This window comes from Aeromonas sp. QDB39, assembly GCF_027707585.1.
Taxonomy (GTDB): Bacteria; Pseudomonadota; Gammaproteobacteria; order Enterobacterales; family Aeromonadaceae; genus Aeromonas; species Aeromonas hydrophila.
This window is the reverse complement of sequence record NZ_JAPCIV010000005.1, coordinates 148,023-171,783: the sequence shown is the minus strand read 5'-3', so window position 1 is coordinate 171,783 and position 23,761 is coordinate 148,023. Positions and strand designations below refer to the sequence as shown.

The 23,761-nt window shown below is 59.5% G+C and carries 20 protein-coding genes and 1 tRNA gene; 9 read left to right on the top strand and 12 right to left on the bottom strand.

The window, feature by feature from the left end; translation table 11 throughout:
• Positions 1 to 105 precede the first annotated feature (105 nt).
• Entirely contained in the window at positions 106 to 1,476 is a 1,371-nt protein-coding gene (locus tag PG899_RS04740; RefSeq protein ID WP_113994473.1) for a phosphatidylserine decarboxylase family protein, read from the bottom strand.
• A gap of 292 nt (positions 1,477 to 1,768) precedes the next feature.
• Positions 1,769 to 1,845 (bottom strand) — tRNA-Trp (locus tag PG899_RS04735).
• A 208-nt stretch (positions 1,846 to 2,053) separates the two neighbouring features.
• Here PG899_RS04735 and PG899_RS04730 point away from each other — a divergent pair.
• The 5 genes from PG899_RS04730 to PG899_RS04710 all read left to right on the top strand — a co-directional run bounded on the left by PG899_RS04730 (position 2,054) and on the right by PG899_RS04710 (position 4,981).
• Complete coding sequence (locus PG899_RS04730; RefSeq protein WP_011707748.1) at positions 2,054 to 2,596, top strand: hypothetical protein; 543 nt, start codon at positions 2,054 to 2,056, stop codon at positions 2,594 to 2,596.
• Positions 2,597 to 2,695: 99 nt separating this feature from the next.
• Positions 2,696 to 2,890, top strand: a complete 195-nt coding sequence (locus PG899_RS04725; protein WP_123785055.1) for a hypothetical protein — start codon at positions 2,696 to 2,698, stop codon at positions 2,888 to 2,890.
• Positions 2,871 to 3,791, top strand: coding sequence for an aspartate carbamoyltransferase (gene pyrB / locus PG899_RS04720; RefSeq protein WP_016352301.1), 921 nt, complete (start codon positions 2,871 to 2,873; stop codon positions 3,789 to 3,791). Before PG899_RS04725 ends, pyrB begins: the two co-directional genes overlap by 20 nt.
• Before the next feature lie 16 nt (positions 3,792 to 3,807).
• Positions 3,808 to 4,272, top strand: coding sequence for an aspartate carbamoyltransferase regulatory subunit (gene pyrI, locus PG899_RS04715; RefSeq protein ID WP_011707750.1), 465 nt, complete (start codon positions 3,808 to 3,810; stop codon positions 4,270 to 4,272).
• Between the two features lie 217 nt (positions 4,273 to 4,489).
• Positions 4,490 to 4,981: an arginine repressor gene (locus tag PG899_RS04710; RefSeq protein WP_016352302.1), complete on the top strand. Its 492-nt coding sequence runs from the start codon at positions 4,490 to 4,492 to the stop codon at positions 4,979 to 4,981.
• Positions 4,982 to 5,155: 174 nt separating this feature from the next.
• On the opposite strand, the gene PG899_RS04705 is transcribed toward PG899_RS04710, so the two are convergent.
• The 4 genes from PG899_RS04705 to arcA all read right to left on the bottom strand — a co-directional run bounded on the left by PG899_RS04705 (position 5,156) and on the right by arcA (position 9,975).
• Positions 5,156 to 6,559 carry a YfcC family protein gene (locus PG899_RS04705; RefSeq protein WP_011707752.1) on the bottom strand — a complete coding sequence of 468 codons (1,404 nt, stop codon included), beginning with the start codon at positions 6,557 to 6,559 and terminating at the stop codon, positions 5,156 to 5,158.
• Between the two features lie 123 nt (positions 6,560 to 6,682).
• Positions 6,683 to 7,687, bottom strand: coding sequence for an ornithine carbamoyltransferase (argF, locus tag PG899_RS04700; RefSeq protein ID WP_017409770.1), 1,005 nt, complete (start codon positions 7,685 to 7,687; stop codon positions 6,683 to 6,685).
• A 77-nt stretch (positions 7,688 to 7,764) separates the two neighbouring features.
• Positions 7,765 to 8,691 carry a carbamate kinase gene (gene arcC, locus PG899_RS04695; RefSeq protein ID WP_011707754.1) on the bottom strand — a complete coding sequence of 309 codons (927 nt, stop codon included), beginning with the start codon at positions 8,689 to 8,691 and terminating at the stop codon, positions 7,765 to 7,767.
• Positions 8,692 to 8,754: 63 nt separating this feature from the next.
• Positions 8,755 to 9,975, bottom strand: a complete 1,221-nt coding sequence (gene arcA, locus PG899_RS04690) for an arginine deiminase (protein ID WP_011707755.1) — start codon at positions 9,973 to 9,975, stop codon at positions 8,755 to 8,757.
• 745 nt (positions 9,976 to 10,720) lie between these two features.
• On the opposite strand from arcA, the gene PG899_RS04685 reads away from it, so the two are divergent.
• From PG899_RS04685 to PG899_RS04675, 3 genes are all read left to right on the top strand, one after another.
• On the top strand, positions 10,721 to 10,897 hold the full coding sequence (locus PG899_RS04685) for a hypothetical protein (RefSeq protein ID WP_017409769.1): 177 nt from the start codon (positions 10,721 to 10,723) through the stop codon (positions 10,895 to 10,897).
• Between the two features lie 100 nt (positions 10,898 to 10,997).
• Positions 10,998 to 11,645: an AAA family ATPase gene (locus PG899_RS04680; RefSeq protein ID WP_011707757.1), complete on the top strand. Its 648-nt coding sequence runs from the start codon at positions 10,998 to 11,000 to the stop codon at positions 11,643 to 11,645.
• Between the two features lies 1 nt (position 11,646).
• A complete protein-coding gene (locus PG899_RS04675; RefSeq protein WP_017409768.1) occupies positions 11,647 to 12,015 on the top strand; it encodes a hypothetical protein in 369 nt (122 codons plus the stop codon).
• Between the two features lie 601 nt (positions 12,016 to 12,616).
• Here PG899_RS04675 and PG899_RS04670 read toward each other — a convergent pair.
• The 6 genes from PG899_RS04670 to PG899_RS04645 all read right to left on the bottom strand — a co-directional run bounded on the left by PG899_RS04670 (position 12,617) and on the right by PG899_RS04645 (position 22,522).
• Positions 12,617 to 14,350 (bottom strand): methyl-accepting chemotaxis protein, encoded by a 1,734-nt coding sequence (locus PG899_RS04670; protein ID WP_113994472.1) that lies wholly within the window; start codon positions 14,348 to 14,350, stop codon positions 12,617 to 12,619.
• A gap of 51 nt (positions 14,351 to 14,401) precedes the next feature.
• A complete protein-coding gene (gene mglC, locus PG899_RS04665; RefSeq protein WP_011707760.1) occupies positions 14,402 to 15,412 on the bottom strand; it encodes a galactose/methyl galactoside ABC transporter permease MglC in 1,011 nt (336 codons plus the stop codon).
• 16 nt (positions 15,413 to 15,428) lie between these two features.
• Positions 15,429 to 16,949 (bottom strand): galactose/methyl galactoside ABC transporter ATP-binding protein MglA, encoded by a 1,521-nt coding sequence (mglA, locus tag PG899_RS04660; RefSeq protein WP_113994471.1) that lies wholly within the window; start codon positions 16,947 to 16,949, stop codon positions 15,429 to 15,431.
• Between the two features lie 54 nt (positions 16,950 to 17,003).
• Positions 17,004 to 17,990, bottom strand: a complete 987-nt coding sequence (gene mglB / locus PG899_RS04655; protein ID WP_011707762.1) for a galactose/glucose ABC transporter substrate-binding protein MglB — start codon at positions 17,988 to 17,990, stop codon at positions 17,004 to 17,006.
• 234 nt (positions 17,991 to 18,224) lie between these two features.
• Positions 18,225 to 21,299: a beta-galactosidase gene (locus PG899_RS04650; RefSeq protein WP_113994470.1), complete on the bottom strand. Its 3,075-nt coding sequence runs from the start codon at positions 21,297 to 21,299 to the stop codon at positions 18,225 to 18,227.
• 218 nt (positions 21,300 to 21,517) lie between these two features.
• Positions 21,518 to 22,522: a substrate-binding domain-containing protein gene (locus tag PG899_RS04645; RefSeq protein ID WP_011707764.1), complete on the bottom strand. Its 1,005-nt coding sequence runs from the start codon at positions 22,520 to 22,522 to the stop codon at positions 21,518 to 21,520.
• A 204-nt stretch (positions 22,523 to 22,726) separates the two neighbouring features.
• On the opposite strand from PG899_RS04645, the gene galE reads away from it, so the two are divergent.
• Positions 22,727 to 23,740, top strand: a complete 1,014-nt coding sequence (gene galE, locus PG899_RS04640) for a UDP-glucose 4-epimerase GalE (RefSeq protein ID WP_113994469.1) — start codon at positions 22,727 to 22,729, stop codon at positions 23,738 to 23,740.
• The last annotated feature ends 21 nt before the right edge of the window (positions 23,741 to 23,761 follow it).

Below are 23,761 nucleotides of genomic sequence, written 5' to 3'. Positions count from 1 at the left end.
TTAGCGACTAATCAGATCGCACAAACTGGACTGAGTTCCCTTCCTCCGGTGATCTACTATTCGGAACAGCTATTTAGGGCGGCCTTTTACTATCCAGCGACGGTACTACTTGACCCGGGCGATGGCGGTGTTGAGCCGCATATTGGTCGCATCCAGCCCCGGGGCCTGGCCATGGAAGTCGAACTCCAGCCTGACGCCGGGGCGGAACAGCAGGCAGTGGGTGGAGCCACCGAAGTGGAACATGCCGAGCGGATCCCCCTTCTGCACCCGATCCCCCGCCTGCACCGTGATCTCGCAGCTCGACACCTCGGCCATCCCCACCGGCACCACGCACATCAGGCCGATTTTGGGGTTGTCGGCCTCGATGAAGATGAGTGCCCGGGTCGCCACCGAGGTGAGGAACGGCTGGGAATTGTTGGGGGCGCTGGGATCCGCCCCCTGCGGGTCGGCAAAACCTTCGAACTGGTTTTCCAGATAGTAGGTGCCGTTGACGATGCGCACCTTGCGGATGGTGCCGCTCACCGGGCTGTGCCAGCGGTGGTAGCTGAGCGCACTGAGGAAGGCCTGGTAGACGGTGCCACCTTCGAAACGGGGCGCCAGATCGTCAAAATCGAGCATGTTGTCCAGCGAATAGGGCTGCCCCTTGAGCCAGAACTGATCGCTGCGGCTCACCTCCTTGCGTACCTGCAGCGGCGCCGATTCGCAGGCATTGACGATGACACTGTCATCCGCCGGCGCAGATACCGGTCGCACCCCGGCCCGAAAACGCCGGGTGAAGAAGTCGTCCCAGCAGCTGAACCCGTGGTATTCGGCCGCCGGCTCGCACTCGAAGATCTGCTCGAAGCTGCCCGGCGTGGGGTTGGGCCCCTCCCCGACCGCCTCGCTCGCCACCTTGACCATCTCGGCCTTGGCCACCTTGCCGAGCCAGGGCACCACCAGGGTCTCCTGATCCAGCCGGCTGACCGGCTCATTCAACACGTAGCGGGAAGCCGGGCTTTGCAGGAACTGGGCCCAGTAATCGAGGATCTTCTTGAACTGCTGGTTGATCAGGGCGTTGGCAAAAAAGTGATAGCCGGCCTGGGTGGCCATGGGCCAGTCGAGCAGGGCATTGATGGGAAAGCCGATGAGACCGGATGGCTCGTGGCTGGGGATGTCCTGATACGCCTCGGGCGCCGTGGTCATGATGCCATTGAGCAGCCCCAGGAACTCCTCGAACGAGCGTACCTCTGGCTGACCGAGCGGGGTCAGGTGCTTGTGGCGCCAGGCTTCCTTGAACATGGCTTCGGCCTGGGCATGCAGCGCAGGGTCGGCATGGACCAGATCCCGCAGCTCGGCGATGGGTGGCACCAGCGCCCGCGGCTGCTGGGTCACGTAGTGCTTGATCCGCCGGATCCAGCGCTCGATATGGGCGCCATCGCGGGGGATCCAGCCACCGGGACGGGACTTGTTCAATCGGGTTTCAACTGCCTTGTTCATGGTTCGCTCTCCTCAGCTGATGTTCACGCCCACAATCCACGGCTTGAGCATTGAGTGCCGGCCTGCCAACGGCATGCCAAGGCACCGACCCTGTTATGTAGCACAGGGAGCGCGGCGGGACGATTGCCAGAAACGACAGGGCAAACCGGCGCAACAACGACTAGCGGTCGGGAGGAACGAGTACAAGAGGAGGAAGCGCCCTGCTACAGCAGTCGGGGCAAGGGACGATGGGAAAAAATGGGAGGCCCGGAAAAGCGAAAAGCCAGCTCAATGAGCTGGCTTCTCTGAAAAATGGCAGGGGCGGCAGGACTCGAACCCGCAACCATCGGTTTTGGAGACCGCTGTTCTACCAATTGGAACTACGCCCCTGCAACAAACGAGGCGAATTATACAAAGCCGGGATCAAAGGTAAAGGCTTTTTTCTCACTTTCGGTGCGATTGCACAAAGGACGAGCAGATCTGGTCACTTTTTGCAGCCAAAGGGGGTAACTCGCTGTATTTACAGCCTTGTTTGGGTAGGAAAGCAGCGGCAATGGGGGTAGGGTGAAGAGGTGGCCAGGCAATGAGGAGGCTGCTCATGCTCAATTATCGGTTACTTCAACAACTTGCACCGCTCAACTTCCGGGATGAGAGCAAAACCGAGGCCCTGCCGGACTATCTGGCACGGGTCGCCCCGCTGGTGCCCTTCATTCCCGACAATGTGCTCTCCCAGTGGATTTACCGCCATTGGCGCGGTTTTGAATCCAACTGGAGCTTTATCGATCTCGCCCGCCACCAGTTCGAGTGTGAAAGCTGGCCCACCGCCAAGATCATCGAGCAGACCGGCTCCCGCCATATGGAGGTGGTCGAACGCTGGGGCGAGATGCTGAGGCACAACCGTTACGTCCGTCGATCTTGGCTCGGGGAGTACATGCTTAGCCAGGGTACCTGGTCCGAACCCATCATAGTGCTGGCATCGGCGGCAGGCAGCAGCTACCCGGACGGTCACCCGCTGCCACAACCCTATTGTCTGCTGGAGGGGCACCACAGACTCGCCTATCTGCGCAGCATGGCCGAAGATGCGCAGCCATTACAGGCCGAACACCAGGTGTGGGTTTGCCGGCCAGTTCACGACAGTTAAACGTTTTTCCGCGTAAATCTTGCCTTTGAAATAAATTTTTGACAATTCAAAATGCGACTCTATAATCTGTCCGGTTTGAAAAAAGGTCAGGACAGGACGATGCAGTTTTTGCTGAAAAAAACAGCCTTGCAGACGGGTGGAGCGCACCAGAGCGGCCCCGTTGTTTCCGGTTCCCGACCCACAGATCCCCAATTGTTTTTAAAAAAAGCCCCTGTTTCAGGGGCTTTTTTTTGTGCCCGAAAAACCTTCATTGATGTCAAAGGGAATGCAGACGATGACCAATCCACTCTATAAGAAACATGTCATCTCCATTTCGGACCTGACCCGGCCCGACATGGAACTGGTGGTCGCAACCGCACAGCGGTTGAAGGCCGAGCCCGACACCCGCTTGCTGAAAGACAAGCTGGTTGCCAGCTGCTTCTTCGAAGCCTCCACCCGTACCCGCCTGTCGTTCGAGACCGCGGTCCAGCGCCTGGGCGGCAACATCATCGGCTTCGCCGACGGTGGCAACACCAGCGCCAAGAAGGGCGAGACCCTGGCCGACTCCATCAAGATCATCGGCTCCTACACCGATGCGGTGGTAATGCGTCACCCGAAAGAGGGCGCCGCACGCCTCGCCTCCGAGTTCTCCCGGGTACCGGTCATCAACGGCGGTGACGGTTCCAACCAGCATCCGACCCAGACCCTGCTCGACCTCTTCTCCATCCACGAGACGCAAGGCAAGCTGGACGGCCTCAACGTCGCCTTCGTCGGCGACCTCAAGTACGGCCGCACCGTGCACTCGCTGGCCCAGGCCCTCAGCCTGTTCAACTGCCGCTTCTTCTTCATCTCGCCGGAAGCGCTGGCGATGCCGGACTACATCTGCGAGGAGCTGGAAGAGAAAGGCATCCAGTTCAGCGTGCACGAGACCATGGAAGAGGTGATGCCGGAGCTCGACATCCTCTACATGACCCGGGTCCAGAAAGAGCGCTTCGACGAGACCGAATACAAACACATGGCCGCCAAGTTCGTGCTGGAAGTGGCTACCCTGGAAGGCGCCAAGCCCACCATGAAGATCCTGCACCCCCTGCCCCGCGTCGACGAGATCGACGTCGCGGTCGACAAGACTCCCCACGCCTACTACTTCCAGCAGGCGGAGAACGGGGTTTATGCACGCCAGGCGCTGCTGGCTCTGGTACTGAACGAAACCGTCTAAGGGAAAGGGGTATATCATGTCCGAGAAGAACCAACTGCAAGTCGAAGCCATCCGTCACGGCTCCGTCATCGACCACGTCCCCGCCGGCCAGGGCATCAAGATCCTCAAGCTGTTCCAGCTGATCGAAACCCAGGAGCGCATCACCGTCGGTTTCAACCTGAAATCCGGCGCGCTGGGCAAGAAGGATCTCATCAAGATCGAGAACACCCGCCTGACCGAACAGCAGGCCAACCAGCTGGCGCTGTTCGCCCCCAAGGCGACCGTCAACATCATCGAAGACTTCGCCGTGGTGAAGAAACACCAGCTGGAGCTGCCGGAGTTCATCGCCGGGGTGTTCCACTGCCCCAACTCCAACTGCATCTCCCACAACGAGCCGGTGGACAGCTACTTCCGGGTGCGCGAGGTGAAAGGCGTGGTGCGGATGAAGTGCAAATACTGCGAGAAGTCCTTCACCCAGGACATCGTCAGCGAACGCTACTGATAGCCAGACTCAAAAGATATCCAGGTGGGCCCCAAGGGGCCCATTTTTGACCCCTGTCACATCACCAAATAACCAGTTGGTTATAATTTGCCATCCAAACAGAGCTATTCCCGCTCATTTCCTGCCAGTGCATTGATTGCCAGTATTTTTTGCTGATATTCAGCGAATGCGGCAGATATCGAGCGTTTACCGTCGGTCATCATCAAAGGAATTCGCCGTGGTCAAAACCCTCAGTCGTCCCGTGGAACAAGAGCCCGATCTGGCCCAGCTGGATGCCTGTCGCCAGATCATCGGCCAGCACTGCTACAGCACCCAGGAGGAGATCCGCCGCGAGCTGTCGGAGCGCGGTTTCGCCGACATCAGCCAGTCCACCATCTCCCGCCTGCTGCGCCGGCTCGGCGTGGCCAAGGCCCAGAACGCCAACGGCAAGAAGGTCTACACCCTGGTGGACGAGCAGCTGGAGCCCGCCGGCAGCACCCGCTCCATCCACGACATGGTGCGCGAAGTGGTGCACAACCAGCAGATGGTGCTGATCCACACCACCCCTGGTGCCGCCACCGTGGTGGCCCGCCTGCTGGATCGCAACGCCAATCCCGAGATCATGGGCGCCGTCGCCGGCAACGACGTGGTGCTGGTCGCCCCGCGCCACATCAGCCGCACCCGTCAGGCCCACGCCGCCGTGGTACGTACCCTGGCGCAAGCCCGCTAAGCCCTCTCCCCCGAAGAGATCGAGGCGACCAGAAGGTCGCCTTTTTGTTGCCGCTGATCTTCGCCAAAACGGTTCATCCGCATCCCCCCCTCCCCACGACTTGAGTCGTCATGAATCAGCCATAAAAAAACGGGAGCCAGTGGCTCCCGTTTTCAGCGTTCTCTTCGTGGTGGATCAGAGCACTGCACCCAGGCTCAGGCAGACCACGATCAGCACGGTCAGCAGGCCAAGCAGCGGGGCCACCCATTTCAGCCAGCGTACATAAGGCACCTTGGCAATCGCCAGGCCACCCATGACCACGGCGGAGGTCGGGGTCACCAGGTTCACCAGGCCGGAGGCGGACTGATAGGCGGTGACCACCAGCTCGCGACCCACGTTGGCGAAGTCGGCCAGCGGCGCCATGATCGGCATGGTCAGCACGGCCAGACCGGAGGAGGACGGCACCAGGAAGGAGAGCACCACTTCCAGCACGAACATCACGTTGATGAACACCACGGTGGAGAGGCCGGTCACGATCCCTTCTGCGCTGTGCAGGATGGTGTGGGTGATCATGCCGTTGTCCATTACCACCACGATACCGCGGGCGATACCGATGATCAGGGCCACACCCAGCAGGTCGCGGGCACCATCGATGAAGTTGGAGGTCAGCTCCTCCTCGCTCATGCGGGAGATGACACCGACGATGATGGCGGCGGCCAGGAACACGCCGGAGATCTGCGCCATCCACCAGCCCAGCACGGCCACCCCGTAGATCATCACGGCGAAGGCGGCGACGAAGATACCCAGCACGATTTTACGGGTCAGGGTGAACTCCAGCATCTGGTCGCTCTTGTTGCCGAGGAAGTGGGCACGGTTCTCTTCCCACTTGTCAGCCACCAGGGATTTGCTCGGGTCGTTGCGTACCATCTTGGCGTAACGCATCACATAGGCCACGCACAGCAGCCAGCCGGCAACCAGCATGGCGACGCGCAACCAGATGCCGTCGGTGAAGGAGATACCGGCCGCGTTGGCGGCAATCACGGTGGCGAACGGGTTGATGGTGGAACCCAGGGTACCGATACCGGCCCCCAGCAACACGGTTGCGGCAGCCACGACCGGGTCGAAGCGGGCGGCCATCATCACCGGTACCAGCAGGGTGTAAAACGGCAGCGACTCTTCGGCCATGCCGTAGATGGTACCGCCCGCGGCGAACAGCGCCATCAGGATCGGGATCATCCACTCTTCACGGCCGCGCAGACGGTCGGTTACACGCTCGATGCCGGCATCGATGGCACCTGTCTTGGTCACAATGCCAAGAAAACCACCGATGATCAGGATGAACAGGGAGACGTCGATGGCGCCTGCCTGATAGGTGTCATGGTTATAAAGACCGTCGATAGGTGCCAGCAGCACGTCGACGATCCCCTGGGGATTGCCCTCCACCAGTTTGTAGGTACCAGCCACCGGCACTTCCTTGCCGAGGGCTTCGTTCATGGTCATTTCATATTTGCCGGCCGGCACTATCCAGCTCAGGGCGGCCACCAGGGCGATCAGCACGAACAGTATCGTGTAGGCTGACGGGAACTTGAATTTGGTCATGGTCCAGCTTCCTTCTGTGGGTGTGGTATCCATGCAGGCTGCGGGTCGTAGGGTTAGAGGTATTATGCCGCTGTCACATGGTCGAAAAGCCGGGGGTCACCCCCCGGCACCACTACTGCGACCTTAGTCGCCCAGCGTAGCAACCATCACTGCCTTGATGGTGTGCATCCGGTTTTCGGCCTCGTCGAACACGATGCTGTGCTCGGATTCGAACACGTCCTCGGTCACTTCCAGGCCTTTCATGCCATATTTGTCAGCCACTTCCTTGCCCATGGTGGTCTCATCGTTGTGGAACGCCGGCAGGCAGTGCATGAACTTCACATCCGGGTTCTTGGTGGCGTTGATGACATCCATGTTGACCTGATACGGGGTCATCAGTTTGACGCGCTGATCCCAGGCTTCTTTCGCTTCGCCCATGGAAACCCAGACGTCGGTGTAGAGGAAGTCGGTACCCAGCACACCCTCTTTGACATCTTCGGTCAGGGTGATGCGTGCGCCGGTCTCTTCGGCGATCAGGCGGCACTTGGCAACCAGCTCTTCTTCCGGCCAGAAGGCTTTCGGCGCAACCAAGCGGATGTCCATGCCCATTTTGGCGGCACCGACCATCAGGGAGTTGCCCATGTTGTTGCGGGCATCACCCAGGTAGGCGAACTTGATTTGATCCAGACGTTTGCCCTTGCCGTGCTCCAGCATGGTCATGAAGTCGGCCAGGATCTGGGTCGGGTGGAATTCGTTGGTCAGGCCGTTCCAGACCGGAACACCGGCGTAGGCACCCAGCTCTTCCACGATCTCCTGACCGTAGCCACGGTATTCGATACCGTCGTACATGCGACCCAGTACCCGAGCGGTGTCCTTCATGGACTCCTTGTGACCGATCTGGGAACCGCTTGGGCCGAGGTAGGAGACTTGCGCGCCCTGGTCGAAGGCCGCCACTTCAAACGCACAACGGGTGCGGGTGGAGGTCTTCTCGAAGATCAGGGCAATGTTCTTGCCGGTCAGGTGTTTACGCTCATAGCCACCGTATTTGGCTTTCTTCAGGTCGATGGCCAGATCGATCATGTATTGGATTTCGCGCGGGGTGAAGTCCAGCAGTTTCAGGAAGTTACGGTTACGCAGATTAAAAGCCATGATGAGTTCTCTCTATATTTGTTCAGACCAATTTAGGCAGTAGTGTTGACTACGCATTCTTCAGTACAGATTTGTAACTACGCATTCACGGTACGGGTGGCGACGATATTGGTACCGGCTTCGCCCTTGAGGATGGCCAGGCCATCTTCCAGCGAACCGATGCCGACCATGCCGCCGGTCGCTTTGACAAATTCACAGGAGGCTTCGACTTTCGGCCCCATGGAGCCGGCATCGAACTTGACCCCGGCCAGCTCGTCCGGGCTGGTGATCCGCAGCGGACGCTGGGTCGGTTTGCCCCAGTCCAGATAGACGGCATCGGCATCGGTCAGGATCAGCAGGGCGTCGGCCTTGATCTGCTTGGCCAGGTAGGCGGCTGACATGTCCTTGTCGATGACGGCTTCGATGCCGGTCAGGCTCTGGCCATCCCAGGTCACCGGGATGCCACCACCACCGGTACAGATGATGAGGTGACCCTGGGCGATCAGGGTTTCGATGGCGTCGCCTTCGACGATGCGCTGGGGCAGCGGGGACGGTACTACGCGGCGGAAGAACTTGCCGTCAGCCTTGACCACCCAGTGCTTCTCTTCTGCCAGGGTGCGGGCTTCCGCTTCTTCGTAGACGGGGCCGATAAATTTGGTCGGATTGGCAAACGCCGGATCCTTGGGATCGACCTGCACCTGGGTCAGCAGCGCGGTGACGTTGCGGCTCGGCATCAGGTTTTTCAGCTCCTGGATCAGCATGTAGCCGATCATGCCCTGAGACTCGGCACCCAGCACATCCAGCGGATAGGGGGATACCTTGGTGTAGGCACTGTTTTGCAGGGCCAGCAGACCGACTTGCGGGCCGTTGCCATGCACCAGCACCACGTTGTACTCCTGAGCGATCAGGGCGATGGTTTTGGCCGCAGTAGCGATGTTCTTGCGCTGGATGTCAGCTTCGAGCGGCTCGCCACGACGGAGCAGAGCATTGCCACCCAGGGCGACGACGACAGTTGGTTTTTTCATGAGTGTTACTCTCGAGTCTTGGTATCTGTGGCGCCGACCTCTTGCCGGCGCCACGCCGTCTTGTTAGATGCCGTCGCGTTCCATCGGGCAGCTCATGCAGCGGGCGCCGCCGCGACCACGTCCCAGCTCTTCACCCGGGATGGGCAGCACTGTGATGCCTGCCTTGTCGTACTTCTCGTTGGTGTAGGTATTGCGCTCGTAACCCACCACCACGCCGGGGCGCACGGTCAGCACGTTGTTGGCATCGTTCCACTGCTCGCGCTCGGCCTCGAAGGTGTCACCACCTGTGGTGATGAGCTTGAGCTGATCGACACCCAGTGCCTTCTCGATGGCGGTGACGAAGTAACCCTCTTCCTTGATGTTCATGCCGGTGGCGCCGCCCGGAGTCAGGCTCCAGCAGTTCACATCCTTGCGGATGACTTCCGGATAAACGGAGAAGGTGTCTATGTCCATGTGGGTCATGACGGTATCGAGGTGCATGCAGCTGCGGTGTTTCGGCAGTTGCATGGCGATGACCTGTTTGGCCTGGCCGTGCTTGAACAGGCCGCGAGCCAGGTGTTCGACCCCTTGCGGTGTGGTGCGCTCGGACATGCCGATGAGCACGGAACCGCGGCCGATGACCAGCACGTCACCGCCCTCGATGGTGGAGTTGTCGTAGTCGCGATCTTCATCACCGAAGTATTTGATGAAGTCCTGACCGGCGAACTGCGGGTGCCAGCGGTAGATGGCCTTCACGTGGTTGGTCTCGCGACGACGGGCGGCCTTGGCCATGGGGTTGATGGAAACGCCACCATAGACCCAGCAGGAGGTGTCACGGGTAAAGAGGTGGTTGGGCAGCGGCTCGATGATGAAGTCGGTCGGGGCGTGCATGCCGACGACCATGTTGACGCCGCTGTAGGGCATCTCGGAGTAGGTCAGGCCACCGGAGAGAATGCGGGCCAGTTCACGGTGCGGCATGTCTGCCAGGAAGCAGCGCACGTCGTTGGCAAAGGAGGTGCCGAGGCGATAGTCGGAGACCTGATGTTGCAGCAGCCAGGTTTTGGCTTCCGGCACGTCCAGGGTTTCGGCCAGCAGATTGGTCAGCAGGAAAACTTCGACATTCTGATCGCGCAGTACCTGAGCGAATTTGTCGTGCTCCTGACCGGCACGTTCAACCGACAGGACGTCATCAAACAGCAGATCCTGGCAGTTGGAAGGAGTCAGACGCTTCAGACTGAGGTTGGGGCGGTGCAACATGACACGGCGCAATTGGCCAACTTCAGAACCTACATAAAATTTGCTCATGATTATATTCCGTCTAGCAGTGGTCCCTGCGAGTGATTGAATAGATTCCTTCTATTCATGCTCGTGGCTAAGGCGGGATATTCTTTATGTAGGGTAATCGGCTTGTGTTCTATCCTGCCCTTGCCTTTCGAGACCGAGGTTAGACCTGCGAATCACACCAAACTTAGACATTGATCACATTCACTTATAACTGAATAAAATCACGGTTTATTCTTTGATAGGGATAACAGAACTGACAATCTCCCATTCATCACCTTCGTTTAAATACGCACTTTTCATCGTGAATTTTTCATATTTCTTCTTATTTCATTCATCCACCATATCTACTAAGGGATATACATAAAAACAAAAAACCTTAAATTTCATATAGATAAAAACAAAATCGATATTCATTGAATTTAATATGCAAAAAATTGAATTTTATGAGATTTCAAAGCGGTGATACGGGGAAATAAATAGTCATTGCCTGCCTGCTCACTGAATAATCTGTTTGTTGTCCCAGATCATGGCATCTCGTCCAACCCGCTCGCGCAGGCCCGCTGCGACGCACCTGCCGGCTCATCATTTATATGGATATGCACCCAGTCCGCATCTTGGCCGCTCATTTTTCAGGACGCCTGCCATCGGCTCTTTTCAAACTTTTTTCATTAGTTGAATTTATTTCAGCACCTTGCGTCACCAACCACCTCGGCTTAACTCAGAAAGTGATCAGGATCACACCCGTTTTATCACCAAGGAGCTAACCATGAAGATCAAATCACTGCTGTTGTTTGCAAGCCTGCTGCTGCCCATGACCCCTGCACTGGTCAGTGCAGAAGGGGCGCCGGCCATGCCGCTGGTGGTATGCCAGGTCGATAAGGCTCCCCAGATGCTGGTGCCGGCCTATGTCTGTCAGTGGTATGGCGGTAGCCAGCACTACTGAGAGTGAGAGCCCAAGAGGAGGCTACCTCCTCTTGGCTTGTCATGGCCCAACCCCCTCCTATACTCAGTGCAGCTGTTTTTCATAGGGATAGGAGACGGTCATGATCCTGCTGGTCGGTGGCGAAAAAGGGGGGAGCGGCAAGAGTTGCCTGGCCCAGAATCTGGCGGTTTACCTCAGGACCCAGTTTCATGGCGAGGTGTTGCTGGTCGATTGCGATCCACAGCGCACCACCTCGGACTGGATCCAGGAGCGCAATGACAATCCGGACCTGCCCCAGATAAATTGTGTTCAGCTCTACGGCAACATCCGCAACGACCTGCTCAGCCTGAAGAACCGCTATGACTATCTCATCGTCGATTGCGGCGGCCAGGACAACCGGGCTCTGCGCTCCACCATGGCAGTTGCCACCCACGCCCTGATCCCGCTGCGCCCCAAACGCCGTGACCTCAAGACCTTGCCCCACATGGAAGACCTCATCACCACCTGCAAGATGGTCAACCCCAGCCTGCGGGCGGCCGTGGTGCTGACCCAGTGCCCTGCCCTGCCCAACCAGGTGAAACGGATCCTGGAGGCCAAGGAGGTGTGCTCTTCCTTCGGTGTCGACGTACTCAACTCCATTACCTATGGCCGCAATGTCTACGATGACAGCGAGGAGAAGGGGTTGTCGGTGATGGAAATAGAACCGGATGGCAAATCAGCCGAAGAGATCCGGGCCATCGCCAAGGAGTTTCTGGAACTGGGGGTGTGAGATGGGCCTTGCCGACCTGAAGAAAAAACACAATCTGCATCATCAGAAGAAGTTCACCATTGACGAGTTCATCGAAGATGCTGACTTCTACGCCAAGGGCAAACCCAAAGTTGTCAGTCTGGAGCTGACTCTGCATCGGGAGGAAGCCCTCACTGCACTCGCCTTCATCGAAAACGGTGAACACCTGAAACCCAGCTACAAAAAAGCGACCTTTTCCCTGAGTACCACGGCCATCGATGAGCTTGGCAGCCTGACCCAGCAGGATGGCATGAACAAATCCCTGTTGCTGCGTCTGTTTACCCATTACTTCTCCTCCTTGAGCCCGGAAGAGCGCCAAACCATCTATGAACGGCTGCAGGAACACAACTGACACGACAGTCGTGACACTGATTATCGCCCCCAGTTCCCCGCGCTCTGCTCCCCTTATCCTTTTCTGAACCCCGGTTAAACGGCTTGTGAGACATTCGCCATTCACCTCGTGAGCAAAGCGCCGAAAAAGCTCTCGCGATAGTCGGAAGATAGGATCAAAAAACCTGAACATAAATAAATCAACCCACTGATTTAAAATGAAATATATCGAAACAAGTTTCCTTCGTAACGAGATACGTAAAAACGTTTTTCAATCTACCGTTGTCGTGCCCCGTGAAATCCTTATAGTTACTCCTGCACGGACGCAATGAAGTCGGTCAGGAAGACTGGCTGCCAGGGTTGGGCAAATGGACTCACCACAGGATGTGGTAAAGGACACCTCCCAGGACGGAGAAAGTGCGACGGGAACGGATGACTCGTCAGGCCATGATGGCTAAAGGACACCCCAAAGGATTGGGAAGGGGAAACCTAAAGGAAGAGGTATAGTCAGGGATTGCAGGGAGCAACTTCGTTCAAGGACATGAGCGATAAGACTATCGGGGGCGACGCAAGTCGCCCCCATCTTTTTTGGCCATTTTTCTTCAGCGGCCAGACTCCAACATCTACTCGAGCCGGAAGTGGCCCACAATCTCCCGCAGCCTGTCGTAGGTCTGCTGCATCGCGGCGGAGCTGGCTACCGTCTCCTCCCCGTTGTGAGTCAGCTGGCGGATCACCTCAGCAATCGCACTCATGTTGCGATTGATCTCTTCGGCTACCGCGCTCTGCTGTTCCGCCGCCGTGGCGATGTGGCTGATAAGATCGTTGATCTCAACCACTTCTCCCGCCATCAGGTCCAGCGACTCATTGACCCTGGTAGTGTTCTCGGCCGCCCCCTGGCAACTCTGTTTGGTGTTGCTCATGGCATCCACCACCGTCTGGGTACCCCGCTGCAGACTGGCCAGCATGGTCTGAATCTCCGCCGTGCTCTGCTGGGTGCGAGCGGCGAGGGAACGCACCTCGTCGGCCACCACCGCAAAACCGCGCCCCTGCTCGCCAGCGCGGGCCGCCTCGATGGCGGCGTTGAGGGCCAGCAGGTTGGTCTGCTCGGCTATGCTGCCAATCACGCCCAGTACCGAACCAATCTGTTGCACATCTTGCTGCATGGCTTCGATGGAGCGGGCAGTGGCCTCCACCTCGTCCACCAGCGCCATCACGCTGGCCATGGCCTGATCCACCACCTGGCGGGACTGGCTCGCCAGCTGCTGGCTCTGGCCGGTCAGCTGGGCCGTGCTGGCTGCACTCTCCGACACCGAGACGGCGGTACGGCTCATCTCGTTGATGGCAGTCACCACCTGCTCGGTCTCCCGCACGTGATCCGCCAGCAGGGACTGGGCGGCGCCGGTCTGGCTGGCCAGCCCTTCGATACCGCTGTTGAGCTGGCCGCTGGCCTGCCGTACCTCGTTCATCATCTCCTGCAGCCGCTCGATAAAGCGGTTGATGCCGGCCGAAATCTGGCCCAGATCATCGGTACTGGTTACCGCCAGCCGGCGAGTCAGATCGCCGCTGCCACGGGAGAGCTCCAGCACCAGATCCCGCAGCGAAAGGATGGGACGATAGGCGAGATTGAGCGCCAGTACGGCGAGTACCATCACCACCACCGCCACCCCGAGCAACGCCATAATGATCTGGCCGTTGAGCGCCTGGGTCATGGTGCGGATGTAGTCTAGATCGATGTAGCCGGTCAGCGTCCAGCTGCTGCCACGGATATCCAGCGGATTGGGACGAGCCTCGTTCTCTCCCTGCGGCTTGCTGCTGTAGAGCACATTGCCCTGGCCATCGGCCAGCGAGAAGTAACGCCCCTCGCCGCTCACCTTCTCAAGCAGGTTCTTGAACTCGCTCATGTCGAGGTAATAAAGGTAGGCAGAGTCGGCCCCTCGCGGCACCAGAATCGAGATGACGGGCTTGCCATCCACCTGCTGCAGCGGGCTGACGGTGATCTGGTTGTTGGCAGCGGGGATCAGCTTGCGCAGCGCATCGACCTTGGCCGTATCGTTGATGACCCCGCTCACGTCGAACGCCATGTCACCGATCACCTTGACGATATTGTGAAAGCCGGTCTCTTCCAGCGTCTTCTTGACGTTGGTCACCCCGAAGTTGAGGTTGGCCGCCAGCAGGATTTTCTGATTGATGTCGCTGGCCAGCTTATCTTTGACCAGAGAGATCTGCTCGTTGATGTTCTGGGTAGCCTGGGTGCGGATATAGGCGCTGATGAAGTGATTGACGCTGAACCAGGCAGTGCCGATGGTGACCAGAATGGCCAGCAGCAACAGAACGTAAATCTTGACCTTGAATGGCATGGGATCCCTCCAGAAGAGAGGGCTGGCACTGCCAACCCTCTCTGCCAATCGTTATTTCTTCTTGGCGTACTTCATGGAGTCCAGTGCCACCGCCAGAATGATGATGCCGCCCTTGATGATGAACTGCCAGTAAGGGCTGACCCCGATATAGGTCAAACCATAGTTGATCAATGTAAAGATGAGTACCCCGGTGATCACCCCGGCGACCGTGCCCACCCCGCCGGCAAACGACACCCCCCCCACCACGCAGGCGGCGATGGCATCGAGTTCATACATGAAGCCGAGGTTGTTGGTGGCACTGCCGATCCGGCCCGCTTCCAGCATGCCGCCGAAGGCGTAGAACACCCCAGCCAGCGCATAGATCATCACCAGGTTGACCGCCACGTTCACACCGGAGACCTTGGCGGCTTCCGGGTTGCCGCCGATGGCGAAGATGTTCTTGCCAAAGCGAGTCTTGTTCCACAGCACCCAGACGAACACGCTGGCGATGGCGGCATAGAAGGTCAGATAGGATAGCTTGAAGCCGCCCAGCTTGATGAACCCCTGCGCGAAGCTGGAGAAGCGGGGGTCAAAACCGGCTACCGGCGAGGCGCCCACCGAGTCAAAGTAGAGGGAGTTGATGCCGTAGACGATGATCATGGTCCCCAGGGTGGTAATGAACGGGGTTACGTTCAGATAAGCCACGATAAGGCCGTTGACCAGACCAATCAGGGCCCCCACCACGCACACCAGCAGGATCACCGCCGGAATAGGCACTTCGCCCAGGCTGGGAAACACCTTGTTGACGTTGGTCAGCGCCTGCAGCATGGTCGCCGCGATGAGCGCCGCCAGGCCGACCTGACGACCGGCCGACAGATCCGTACCCTGGGTGATGATGATACCAGCCACCCCCAGCGCAATGATGACCCGTACCGAAGACTGGGTCAGGATGTTGCTGAAGTTGGTGAGACTCAGGAAGGAGGGTTCCTTGATCACGATGATCATGAGCAGCACCAGCAGCACCACGTAGATGCCGTTCTCCTTGAGCGCCCGCATCAGATTGAAATTTTTAGCCGACTCCATAAATGTCTTCCTGTCTCTAGAGGTACAGAGATGCCAGGCGCAGTATCTCGCTCTGGTCAGTTTCTTTGGTATTGACGATCCCGGCGACCCGGCCATTGCTCATGACCATGATGCGATCCGTGATGCCGAGCAGTTCGGGCATTTCCGACGAGATGATGATGATGCCCTTGTCCTTCTTCGCCAGCTCCAGGATGAGCTGATAGATCTCGAACTTGGCCCCCACGTCGATGCCGCGAGTCGGTTCGTCCAGCATCAGGATCTCCGGCTGGGTCAGCAGCCAGCGGCCGATGATCACCTTCTGCTGGTTGCCCCCCGAGAGGGAGCCGATCTGGGTCTGCTGGGTCGGTGTCTTGACCCGCATGGAGTCGATGACCCACTGGGTATCGCTCTTCATCTTGTTGTCGCTGAGCAGCCCCATGGAACCCTTGTAGTTGTCCATGTTGGCGATCAGGGAGTTGAAGGCGATGTCGAGGCGCGAATAGATGCCGGTGGAGCGCCGCTCCTCGGTCACCAGTGCAAAGCCGTTGCGGATCGCCTCGTGGGCATTGTGGTTCGCCACCAGCTGACCGTGCAGCTTGATGATACCTTCACTGCGATCGCGGATGCCGAACAGGGTCTCGACGATGTCGGTGCGCTTGGCCCCCACCAGTCCGGCGATACCGAGGATCTCCCCCTTGTGCAGGTTGAAGGTGATGTCCTGAATAGAGGGCTGGTTCTTAGCCGTCAGGTGCTCGACTTCGAGGATCACCTCTTTCGGCTGGTTGGTCTTCTCCGGGAAGCGCTGGGTCAACTCACGGCCGACCATCATGCCGATGATCTGATCCATGGTCATGCCCTTGAGCGGCTGGGTCGCCACCCACTGGCCATCCCGCAATATGGTGATCTCGTCACACAGCTGGAAGATCTCTTCCATCTTGTGGGAGATGTAGACGATGCCGCAGCCCTTCTCCTTGAGCTTGTTGATGATCTTGAAGAGGTGGCTCACCTCTTTCTCGGTCAGCGAGGAGGTGGGCTCGTCCATGATGACGATCTTGGCGTCATAGGAGAACGCCTTGGCGATCTCGATCATCTGCATCTGGGAGACGGAGAGGGTACCGACCTTGACCCTTGGGTCGATGTCGATGTCCAGCTCGTCGAAGATATGCTTGGTGTCCTGATACATCTTGCCGTGGTCGACGAACATCCCCTTGGTGGGATAGCGGCCGAGCCACATGTTGTCCATCACCGAGCGTTGCAGCACCAGGTTCAACTCCTGATGCACCATGGAGACGCCATTCTCCAGCGCCTCTTTGGAGGAGGTGAAGTTGATCTCCTGCCCCTTGAAGAAGATCTTGCCCTGATCCTTCTCGTAAATGCCGAACAGGCACTTGAGCAACGTGGATTTTCCTGCCCCGTTCTCGCCCATCAACGCATGCACAGAATGAGGACGGACCCGTAAATTGACATTATCGAGTGCCTTGACGCCGGGAAAGCTTTTACTGACGTCAATCATCTCCAACAGCCATTCTGATTGTTGCTGTGTTGTCATATCAGCCATCACATCTGGTTGAAACTGAGGGCAAGGGGAGACCCCTTGCCCGGGAGGAGGGAATTATTCGAATTTGGACAGGTTGTCAGCATCGACACCAACGTAGGGAACGCGCACAACCTTGTTGACGATGTTCCACTTGGTGCCTTCACCGGCCGCTTTGCCTTCTGCCAGGTTCTTGGTCAGCTCGTAAGTCGCCTTGGCCTGGTTGGCGGCATCGTTCAGCACGGTACCGGCCATGGCACCGCTCTTGACCAGTGCCAGCGCTTCCGGCAGAGCATCAACCCCGAATACCGGGATGGCGGTCTTGCCTTGGGCCTTCAGCGACTCGACGGCACCCATCGCCATGCCATCGTTGTTGGCGATGACCACTTCGATCTTGTTGGCGTTGGGGCCGGAGATCCAGGCGTCCATCTTGTCCTTGGCCATGGCGGTATCCCACATACCGGTATCCATGTGAAGCTGCTCGGTCTTGATGCCGCCGTCGTTCAGCGTCTTGATGACGTAGGTGGTACGGGCTTCGGCATCGGGGTGACCCGGCTCCCCTTTCAGCAGCACGAACTGGATGACGCCGTCCTTGTTCAGATCCCAGGCCGGGTTGGCTTTCCAGTGCTTGGCGATCAATTGACCCTGGATGATGCCTGACTCCTTGGAGTCGGTACCCACGTAGTAAGCCTTGTCATAGCTGGCCAGATCGGCAGCGCTCGGCTCCTTGTTGTAGAACACCACGGGCACGTCCTCGCCACGGGCCTTCTCGATCACGACCGGGGCCGCCGCCGGGTCAACCAGGTTGATGGCCAGCGCCTTCACGCCTTTGGCCAGCAGTACGTCGACCTGATCGTTCTGCTTGGACTGGTCATTCTGGGAGTCATTCATCAGCAGCTCCACCCCCGGGTTGGCCGCCGCTTCCTTCTCGATTGCCTTGCGCACTACCGCCATGAAGTTGTCGTCGTATTTGTAGACGGTCACCCCGATGCGGGTTTCGGCATGAGCGGTGGCTCCAGCCATCAGGCTCATCAGTACGGCGGCAATGGTCGTGATCTTTTTCATTGTTATGCTCCGATCTCTCTATCTGTTTTTGTAGGGAATGCTGTACACCAAGTGAACTGGCGCCAGCCTAATGTAATCAGTTTGTTGTATGACAATCTGTGATCATGACAACAAAATGAAAACGTTTACACTCTGTTACATAGCAACAAATCAATTAAAAATCATGCAGTTATATTTGACTGCTGAGGATAAAGCCCTGAACGAGGCTCTTTCTTGTTAAGCAATCGCTCAGATTCAGCGTAGAACACAGTTCCAATAGTAGCCGCCCGGCTGCAACCAATATTCCGGCCGCACGCTCTGGCTCCAGGAGTCATCGCCTCCAATCCCCATATGAAAGCCATCGAGACAGAGGTGCAGCCCTCCCTCGGCCACCAGATCGGTCTGGTGGCGGGCCTGTGCCAGCTGCTGCTGGCTGAAGCGGCTCAAGCTGAAATGGAACAGCCCCTCGACCTCGACACTACCCAGTTGCAGCTGACGGGTGTCGCAGCGCAGCCCGTTGTCGGTCGGGAACACATACGCGGTGTGCAGCGCATCGAGCGACGACTGCCAGCGACCGAGGTCGGCAGCCAGCAGGCGATCTGGATAATTCTCGTGCGGACCGCGTCCCAGCCAGCTCACCTCTCCTGCCGCCAGCACTTCGTCGGCCAGCCAGAGCCGGGCGCCGATGCGCGGCAGAGAGGGCATCTCGGCCGCCACCTGCACCTCGATGGCGAGGCGCATGGCCCCATCCTGATCGAACTGGTGGCGCCAGCGGGTCAGCAGCTTGAGCGCCTCGCCGACGAAGTAGCCGTGACACACAGTCACAACCCCTTGGTCAGGACTCACTACCATATCGAGGCAGCGGTGCTGCAACTCATTGAGCCCGGCCTCCTGCCAACGAGCGATCCAGGCGTTGGGATCGGCGTGGTCCGCCTCGCTGGTGCCGATGTCGTTGTCGAGCGGTGCCCGATAGAAGTGATCGGCGATGGCCTCTTTCAGTTGCTCACGGCCCAGCTTGCACCAGCTTTGGATGCGGCCGCTGGCCTTGTCCAGCCGCCACTCGCTGGCGGCCGCCCGGATCTGCCAGCCATCCGCCAGCTCAATAAAGGTGGCCGGCGTGCGGGCGGCAGGCAGCGCCAGCGGCGCAGGCAACATGCATTGCTGGCGCGCCACCTCGTGACCGGCCGCAGACCAGGGCGTGGCGGCGGGCTGTACGATGGCCAGATCCAGCCAGGCGAGCGCCCCCGGCGCAAAGGCCGGCAACCGCTCCAGCAGAGTCAGCGTCATGCTGCCCTGCGGTGCCAGGGTGAGTGGGCATTCACCTTGGCTCACCACCACGCCGTCTTCGCACAGCCGCCACTGCAGCCGCTCGTTGTCCGTCTCGCGAAACAGGTATTCACTGCGGATCTCGACCGTCAGCGGCTGGCGCTCGAGCAGCCTCAACCCGAACGGCTGCTGGGCACGTTTTGCCTCAAACAGGGCGGGATGGGGGGTGCGGTCAGGGAACACCAAACCGTTGCAGCAGAACTGGCGATCATTCGGGGTATCGCCGAAATCACCGCCATAGGCCCAAAAATGACGGCCATCATCGGTCAGCTTGTCCAGTCCCTGATCGACCCAATCCCATACGAAACCACCCTGCAACCGCGGATGATCGCGAAATGCCTGCCAGTAGTGGGCATAGCCCCCCAGGCTGTTGCCCATGGCGTGGGCGTATTCACACAGGATCAGCGGGCGGGTCTCCCCCGGCAGGCCGATCCACTTTGCCAGCGCCCACTTGGGCACCGCCGGGAAGGGTTGATCCTGATGGGTGCGGGCATACATCGGGCAGATGATGTCGGTGGCCGGCGTATCGGCCCCACCCCCTTCGTATTGCACCGGACGGCTCGGATCCGCCCGCTTGACCCAGCCATACATGGCATCGTGGACCGGGCCATAACCCGACTCGTTGCCAAGGGACCAGATGATGATGCTGGGGTGGTTGAAGTCGCGAGCCACCATGCGGGTCACCCGCTCCAGGAAGGCGTTGCTCCAGGCGGGATCCCGCGCCAGCCGCCCCATCGGGGTCATGCCATGGGTCTCCAGGTTCGCCTCGTCCACCACGTAGAGACCGAGCCGATCGCACAGCCGATACAGCTCGGGGTGATTGGGGTAGTGAGAGCAGCGCACCGCGTTGAAGTTGTGCCGCTTCATCAACAGCAGATCCTGCTCGATGGCGGCGGGGGTCACCACATGGCCACTGGCCGCATCGTGTTCGTGACGGTTGGCGCCGCGAATGAGCAGCGGCTGGCCGTTGACCCGCAGCAGGCCGCCACGGATCTCCACCGCCCGAAAGCCCACGTCATAGGCTTCGCTCTCGATGGGCTCCCCCTGCTCGTCCAGCAGGGTCAGGGTCAGGCGATAGAGGTTGGGGGTCTCGGCGCTCCATTTGCGCGGGGCCGCCACTTCGAGCCAGTACTCGGCGCGATCGTCATACGCCCCTTTCTCGTCAATGGCTTGCGTGCCGATTGGCTGGCGCAGGGTCGCCACCTGCTCACCGCCGTCATAGAGGCAGGCCGCCACCGACAGACCGGCCCCATTGGCCGCCTGCAGCGCGATCTTGAGGCGGCCATCGCGATAGCAGGCGTCCAGCTCTGGGGTGACCCGAATGTCCATCAGATGACGAGCCGGTTTGTGCAGCAGGCTGACGGAGCGGAAGATACCGCTCATGCGCCACATGTCCTGATCTTCCAGATAGGAGCCGTCGGACCAGCGCAGCACCAGCACTGCCAGCCGGTTGTCACCGCTGCAGAGGAAAGAGGTCAGGTCAAATTCGGCAGGCAGCCGGCTGTCCTGGGAGTAACCGACCCAGCGGCCGTTGCAGAAGAGGTGAAAAGCGCTGTCCACCCCATCGAAGATGATCCGGGTCTGACCGCTGGCGAGCCAGTCAGCCGGCACGCTGAACTCGCGGGAGTAGCAGCCGGTGGGATTCTCGGCCGGCACCCGCGGTGGATCGCACGGGAAGGGATATTTGATGTTGGTGTAGATGGGCACATCCGTCGCAGGCCGCAACCCTGGGTAGGCCGCATCCAGCTGCCAGTTGCCCGGCACCTTGATGACACAGGCATCCAGCAGATCCTCGACCAGCCAGTGCTCCGGCACCAGCTCGGGCGCCGCGAAGAAGGAGAAACGCCACTCCCCATCCAGCAGGGTGCGCGATGGCGAGGCGAGATCATCCCGCGCCGCGGCTTCGCTGCGCCAGCTGAACAAGGGGGTATGGGCAGGCAACCGATTCACTGCGGTAATCGCCTGGGTCTGCCAGTCCTGACGGGCCACTATCTCCCTGAGCATTCTTCTCTCTCCCTGCATGAACGCCGAAAACGTATGCAGTGTAGGGGAGTTTTGCCCGGTGATCGGCGATCTCGCTCACACAGATGTAAACGATTACACTGAATTTGTTAAGTAAAACAGGGTAAAAATGCGCTAAATGCAGGTAAAAGGCGAAGGCTCCGGATCAGGCGCCGCAAAAACGGCGATCCGGAGCGATAAACGGAAGTAAATGAAAGGGATCAGCTTCGAACGGGCGCCACCGAGTGACGGTTGATCAGGGTCGGGGTGTAAATGCGGCTCTGCACCGCCTCGCTTTCGCCCGCCGCCAGCTGCAGAGCCAGCTTGGCCGCCTGGGCTGCCATCAGTTCAACCGGATAGCGCATGGTGGAGAGCTTGGGGCGCAGGTATCTGGCATAGATGATGTCATCGAAGCCCACCACCGACACCTCCTCCGGCACCTTGAGGCCGTTGTCCGCCAGCACCGAGATGGCCCCCGCCGCCATGGCATCGTTGTAAGCCACCACGGCCGTGATGGGCAGCCCCTTGGCCAGCAGGTTGAGCATGGCGCGCTCGCCGCCCTCCTCGTTGGGCATGCCGCTCTCCACCAGCTCGGGATCGGCCCGCAGCCCCGCCTCGGCCAGCGCATCCTGATAGCCCTGCAGTCGCAAGATGGCATCTTCGATGGCGTGATCCGAACTGAGGAAGGCGATGTGGCGGTGGCCCAGCTCCAGCAGATGGCGGGTCGCCGTGGCGGCCCCCTGGCGGTTGTTGAGGGCGATGCAGCGCCCCTTGAGCGCCGGGATGTCGCGATTGATCAGCACCATGCCGGGCACCCGCAGCGCGTAGTCGATCAACTCCTCGTCGCTCAGCGCCTTGCTGTGCACCACCAGCGCCTCGCAGCGCTTGCCGATCAGCAGTTCGATGGATTCGCGCTCCTGCCGTGCCTTGTGAAAACCATTACCCATCAACAGGTGCAGACCCTGTTCCACCGCCACCGCGGCCACCCCCTTGACCAGGGCGCCGAAGAAGGGATCCGCCACGTCGCCCACCAGCACCCCCATGGTGTCACAGGTCTGGCTGACCAGTGCCCGCGCGTTGGCATTAGGGGTGTAGCCCAGTTCGGCCATGGCCTTCTGAACCACCTCGCGGGAAGCGGCGCTGGCCTTGGGTGAGTTGTTCATCACCCGTGAAACCGTTGCCACCGATACGTTGGCCAAACGGGCGACATCCTTGATGGTACTCATGCTGTTTTCACTTATTTCACGGCTCGGGATGGCGCCATTATACCGAGCAATGTCACTGATAACAGGGGGGAAAACCATATTGCTGAAATGATGACCATCAAAACAAGTGTAATCGTTTACACATATTTGTTAGCCAGTTCACAGTTTGCCCGCCGGCCCCTCGGCTAGACTCCTTCACAGGCTTTTTTCAGCGTGGAGATGAGGATGAAAGTACTGGTCACCGGCGGCTGCGGCTACATCGGCAGCCACACCTGCCTGGCACTGCAAGCGGCTGGCATGGAGCCCGTGGTGGTGGACAACCTCTGCAACAGCAAGGCGGGTGTACTGGCTCGCATCGCCGCCATCAGCGGGTGCGAGCCCCGCTTCTATCAGGGGGACATCCGTGACCCGGCCCTGCTGGATCGCATCTTCAGCGAGCAACGGATCGACGCCGTGATCCACTTCGCCGCCCTCAAGGCGGTCGGCGAGTCCACCCGCCTCCCCCTCGCATACTACGAGAACAACCTGAGCGGCACCCTGGTATTGCTGCAGGCGATGCAGCGGGCCGGCGTCCATAACCTGGTGTTCAGCTCGTCGGCCACCGTCTACGGCGACCCGGCCAGCACCCCCATCCGGGAGGATTTCCCGCGCAGCGCCACCAACCCCTACGGCCGATCCAAGCTGATCATCGAAGAGATCCTAGAGGATCTGCAGCGGGCGGAGCCGCACTGGAGCATGACCCTGCTGCGCTACTTCAACCCGGTCGGCGCCCACGAGTCGGGCACCATGGGGGAAGATCCCCAGGGGATCCCCAACAACCTCATGCCGTTTTTGACCCAGGTCGCCATTGGCCGGCGCGACTGCCTTTCCATCTTTGGTAACGATTACCCCACCGTCGATGGCACCGGCGTGCGCGACTACATCCACGTGATGGATCTCGCCGAAGGGCACGTCAAGGCGCTGCAGCACTGCGCCAGCAAGGGTGGCGTGCACGTCTACAACCTGGGCACGGGCCAGGGCCAGAGCGTGCTGCAGATGGTCGCGGCGTTCGAGGCGGCCAGCGGCCGCCCCTTGCCCTATCGCATCGAGCCAAGACGCCCCGGCGACATCGCCGAATGCTGGGCCGATCCCGCCAAGGCCGAGCGCGAGCTGGGCTGGCGTGCCCGGCGGGATCTGGCCGCCATGTGTGCCGACAGCTGGCGCTGGCAATCCGCCAACCCCCAGGGGTACGAGGCATGATGTCCGTTTTGCTCCCTTCTC

Excerpts from the sequence above, each read along its gene's own strand:
- pyrI (WP_011707750.1), top strand. The coding sequence starts at position 3,808 with ATGTCCGAGAAGAACCAACTGCAAGTCGAAGCCATCCGTCACGGCTCC.
- PG899_RS04740 (WP_113994473.1), bottom strand. The coding sequence starts at position 1,476 with ATGAACAAGGCAGTTGAAACCCGATTGAACAAGTCCCGTCCCGGTGGC.
- PG899_RS04670 (WP_113994472.1), bottom strand. The coding sequence starts at position 14,350 with ATGCCATTCAAGGTCAAGATTTACGTTCTGTTGCTGCTGGCCATTCTG.
- PG899_RS04725 (WP_123785055.1), top strand. The coding sequence starts at position 2,696 with ATGCAGTTTTTGCTGAAAAAAACAGCCTTGCAGACGGGTGGAGCGCAC.
- arcC (WP_011707754.1), bottom strand. The coding sequence starts at position 8,691 with ATGAAAAAACCAACTGTCGTCGTCGCCCTGGGTGGCAATGCTCTGCTC.
- PG899_RS04650 (WP_113994470.1), bottom strand. The coding sequence starts at position 21,299 with ATGCTCAGGGAGATAGTGGCCCGTCAGGACTGGCAGACCCAGGCGATT.
- PG899_RS04685 (WP_017409769.1), top strand. The coding sequence starts at position 10,721 with ATGAAGATCAAATCACTGCTGTTGTTTGCAAGCCTGCTGCTGCCCATG.
- PG899_RS04680 (WP_011707757.1), top strand. The coding sequence starts at position 10,998 with ATGATCCTGCTGGTCGGTGGCGAAAAAGGGGGGAGCGGCAAGAGTTGC.
- PG899_RS04705 (WP_011707752.1), bottom strand. The coding sequence starts at position 6,559 with ATGACCAAATTCAAGTTCCCGTCAGCCTACACGATACTGTTCGTGCTG.
- mglB (WP_011707762.1), bottom strand. The coding sequence starts at position 17,990 with ATGAAAAAGATCACGACCATTGCCGCCGTACTGATGAGCCTGATGGCT.
- argF (WP_017409770.1), bottom strand. The coding sequence starts at position 7,687 with ATGGCTTTTAATCTGCGTAACCGTAACTTCCTGAAACTGCTGGACTTC.
- PG899_RS04675 (WP_017409768.1), top strand. The coding sequence starts at position 11,647 with ATGGGCCTTGCCGACCTGAAGAAAAAACACAATCTGCATCATCAGAAG.
- galE (WP_113994469.1), top strand. The coding sequence starts at position 22,727 with ATGAAAGTACTGGTCACCGGCGGCTGCGGCTACATCGGCAGCCACACC.
- mglA (WP_113994471.1), bottom strand. The coding sequence starts at position 16,949 with ATGGCTGATATGACAACACAGCAACAATCAGAATGGCTGTTGGAGATG.
- PG899_RS04645 (WP_011707764.1), bottom strand. The coding sequence starts at position 22,522 with ATGAGTACCATCAAGGATGTCGCCCGTTTGGCCAACGTATCGGTGGCA.
- PG899_RS04730 (WP_011707748.1), top strand. The coding sequence starts at position 2,054 with ATGCTCAATTATCGGTTACTTCAACAACTTGCACCGCTCAACTTCCGG.
- arcA (WP_011707755.1), bottom strand. The coding sequence starts at position 9,975 with ATGAGCAAATTTTATGTAGGTTCTGAAGTTGGCCAATTGCGCCGTGTC.
- pyrB (WP_016352301.1), top strand. The coding sequence starts at position 2,871 with ATGACCAATCCACTCTATAAGAAACATGTCATCTCCATTTCGGACCTG.
- mglC (WP_011707760.1), bottom strand. The coding sequence starts at position 15,412 with ATGGAGTCGGCTAAAAATTTCAATCTGATGCGGGCGCTCAAGGAGAAC.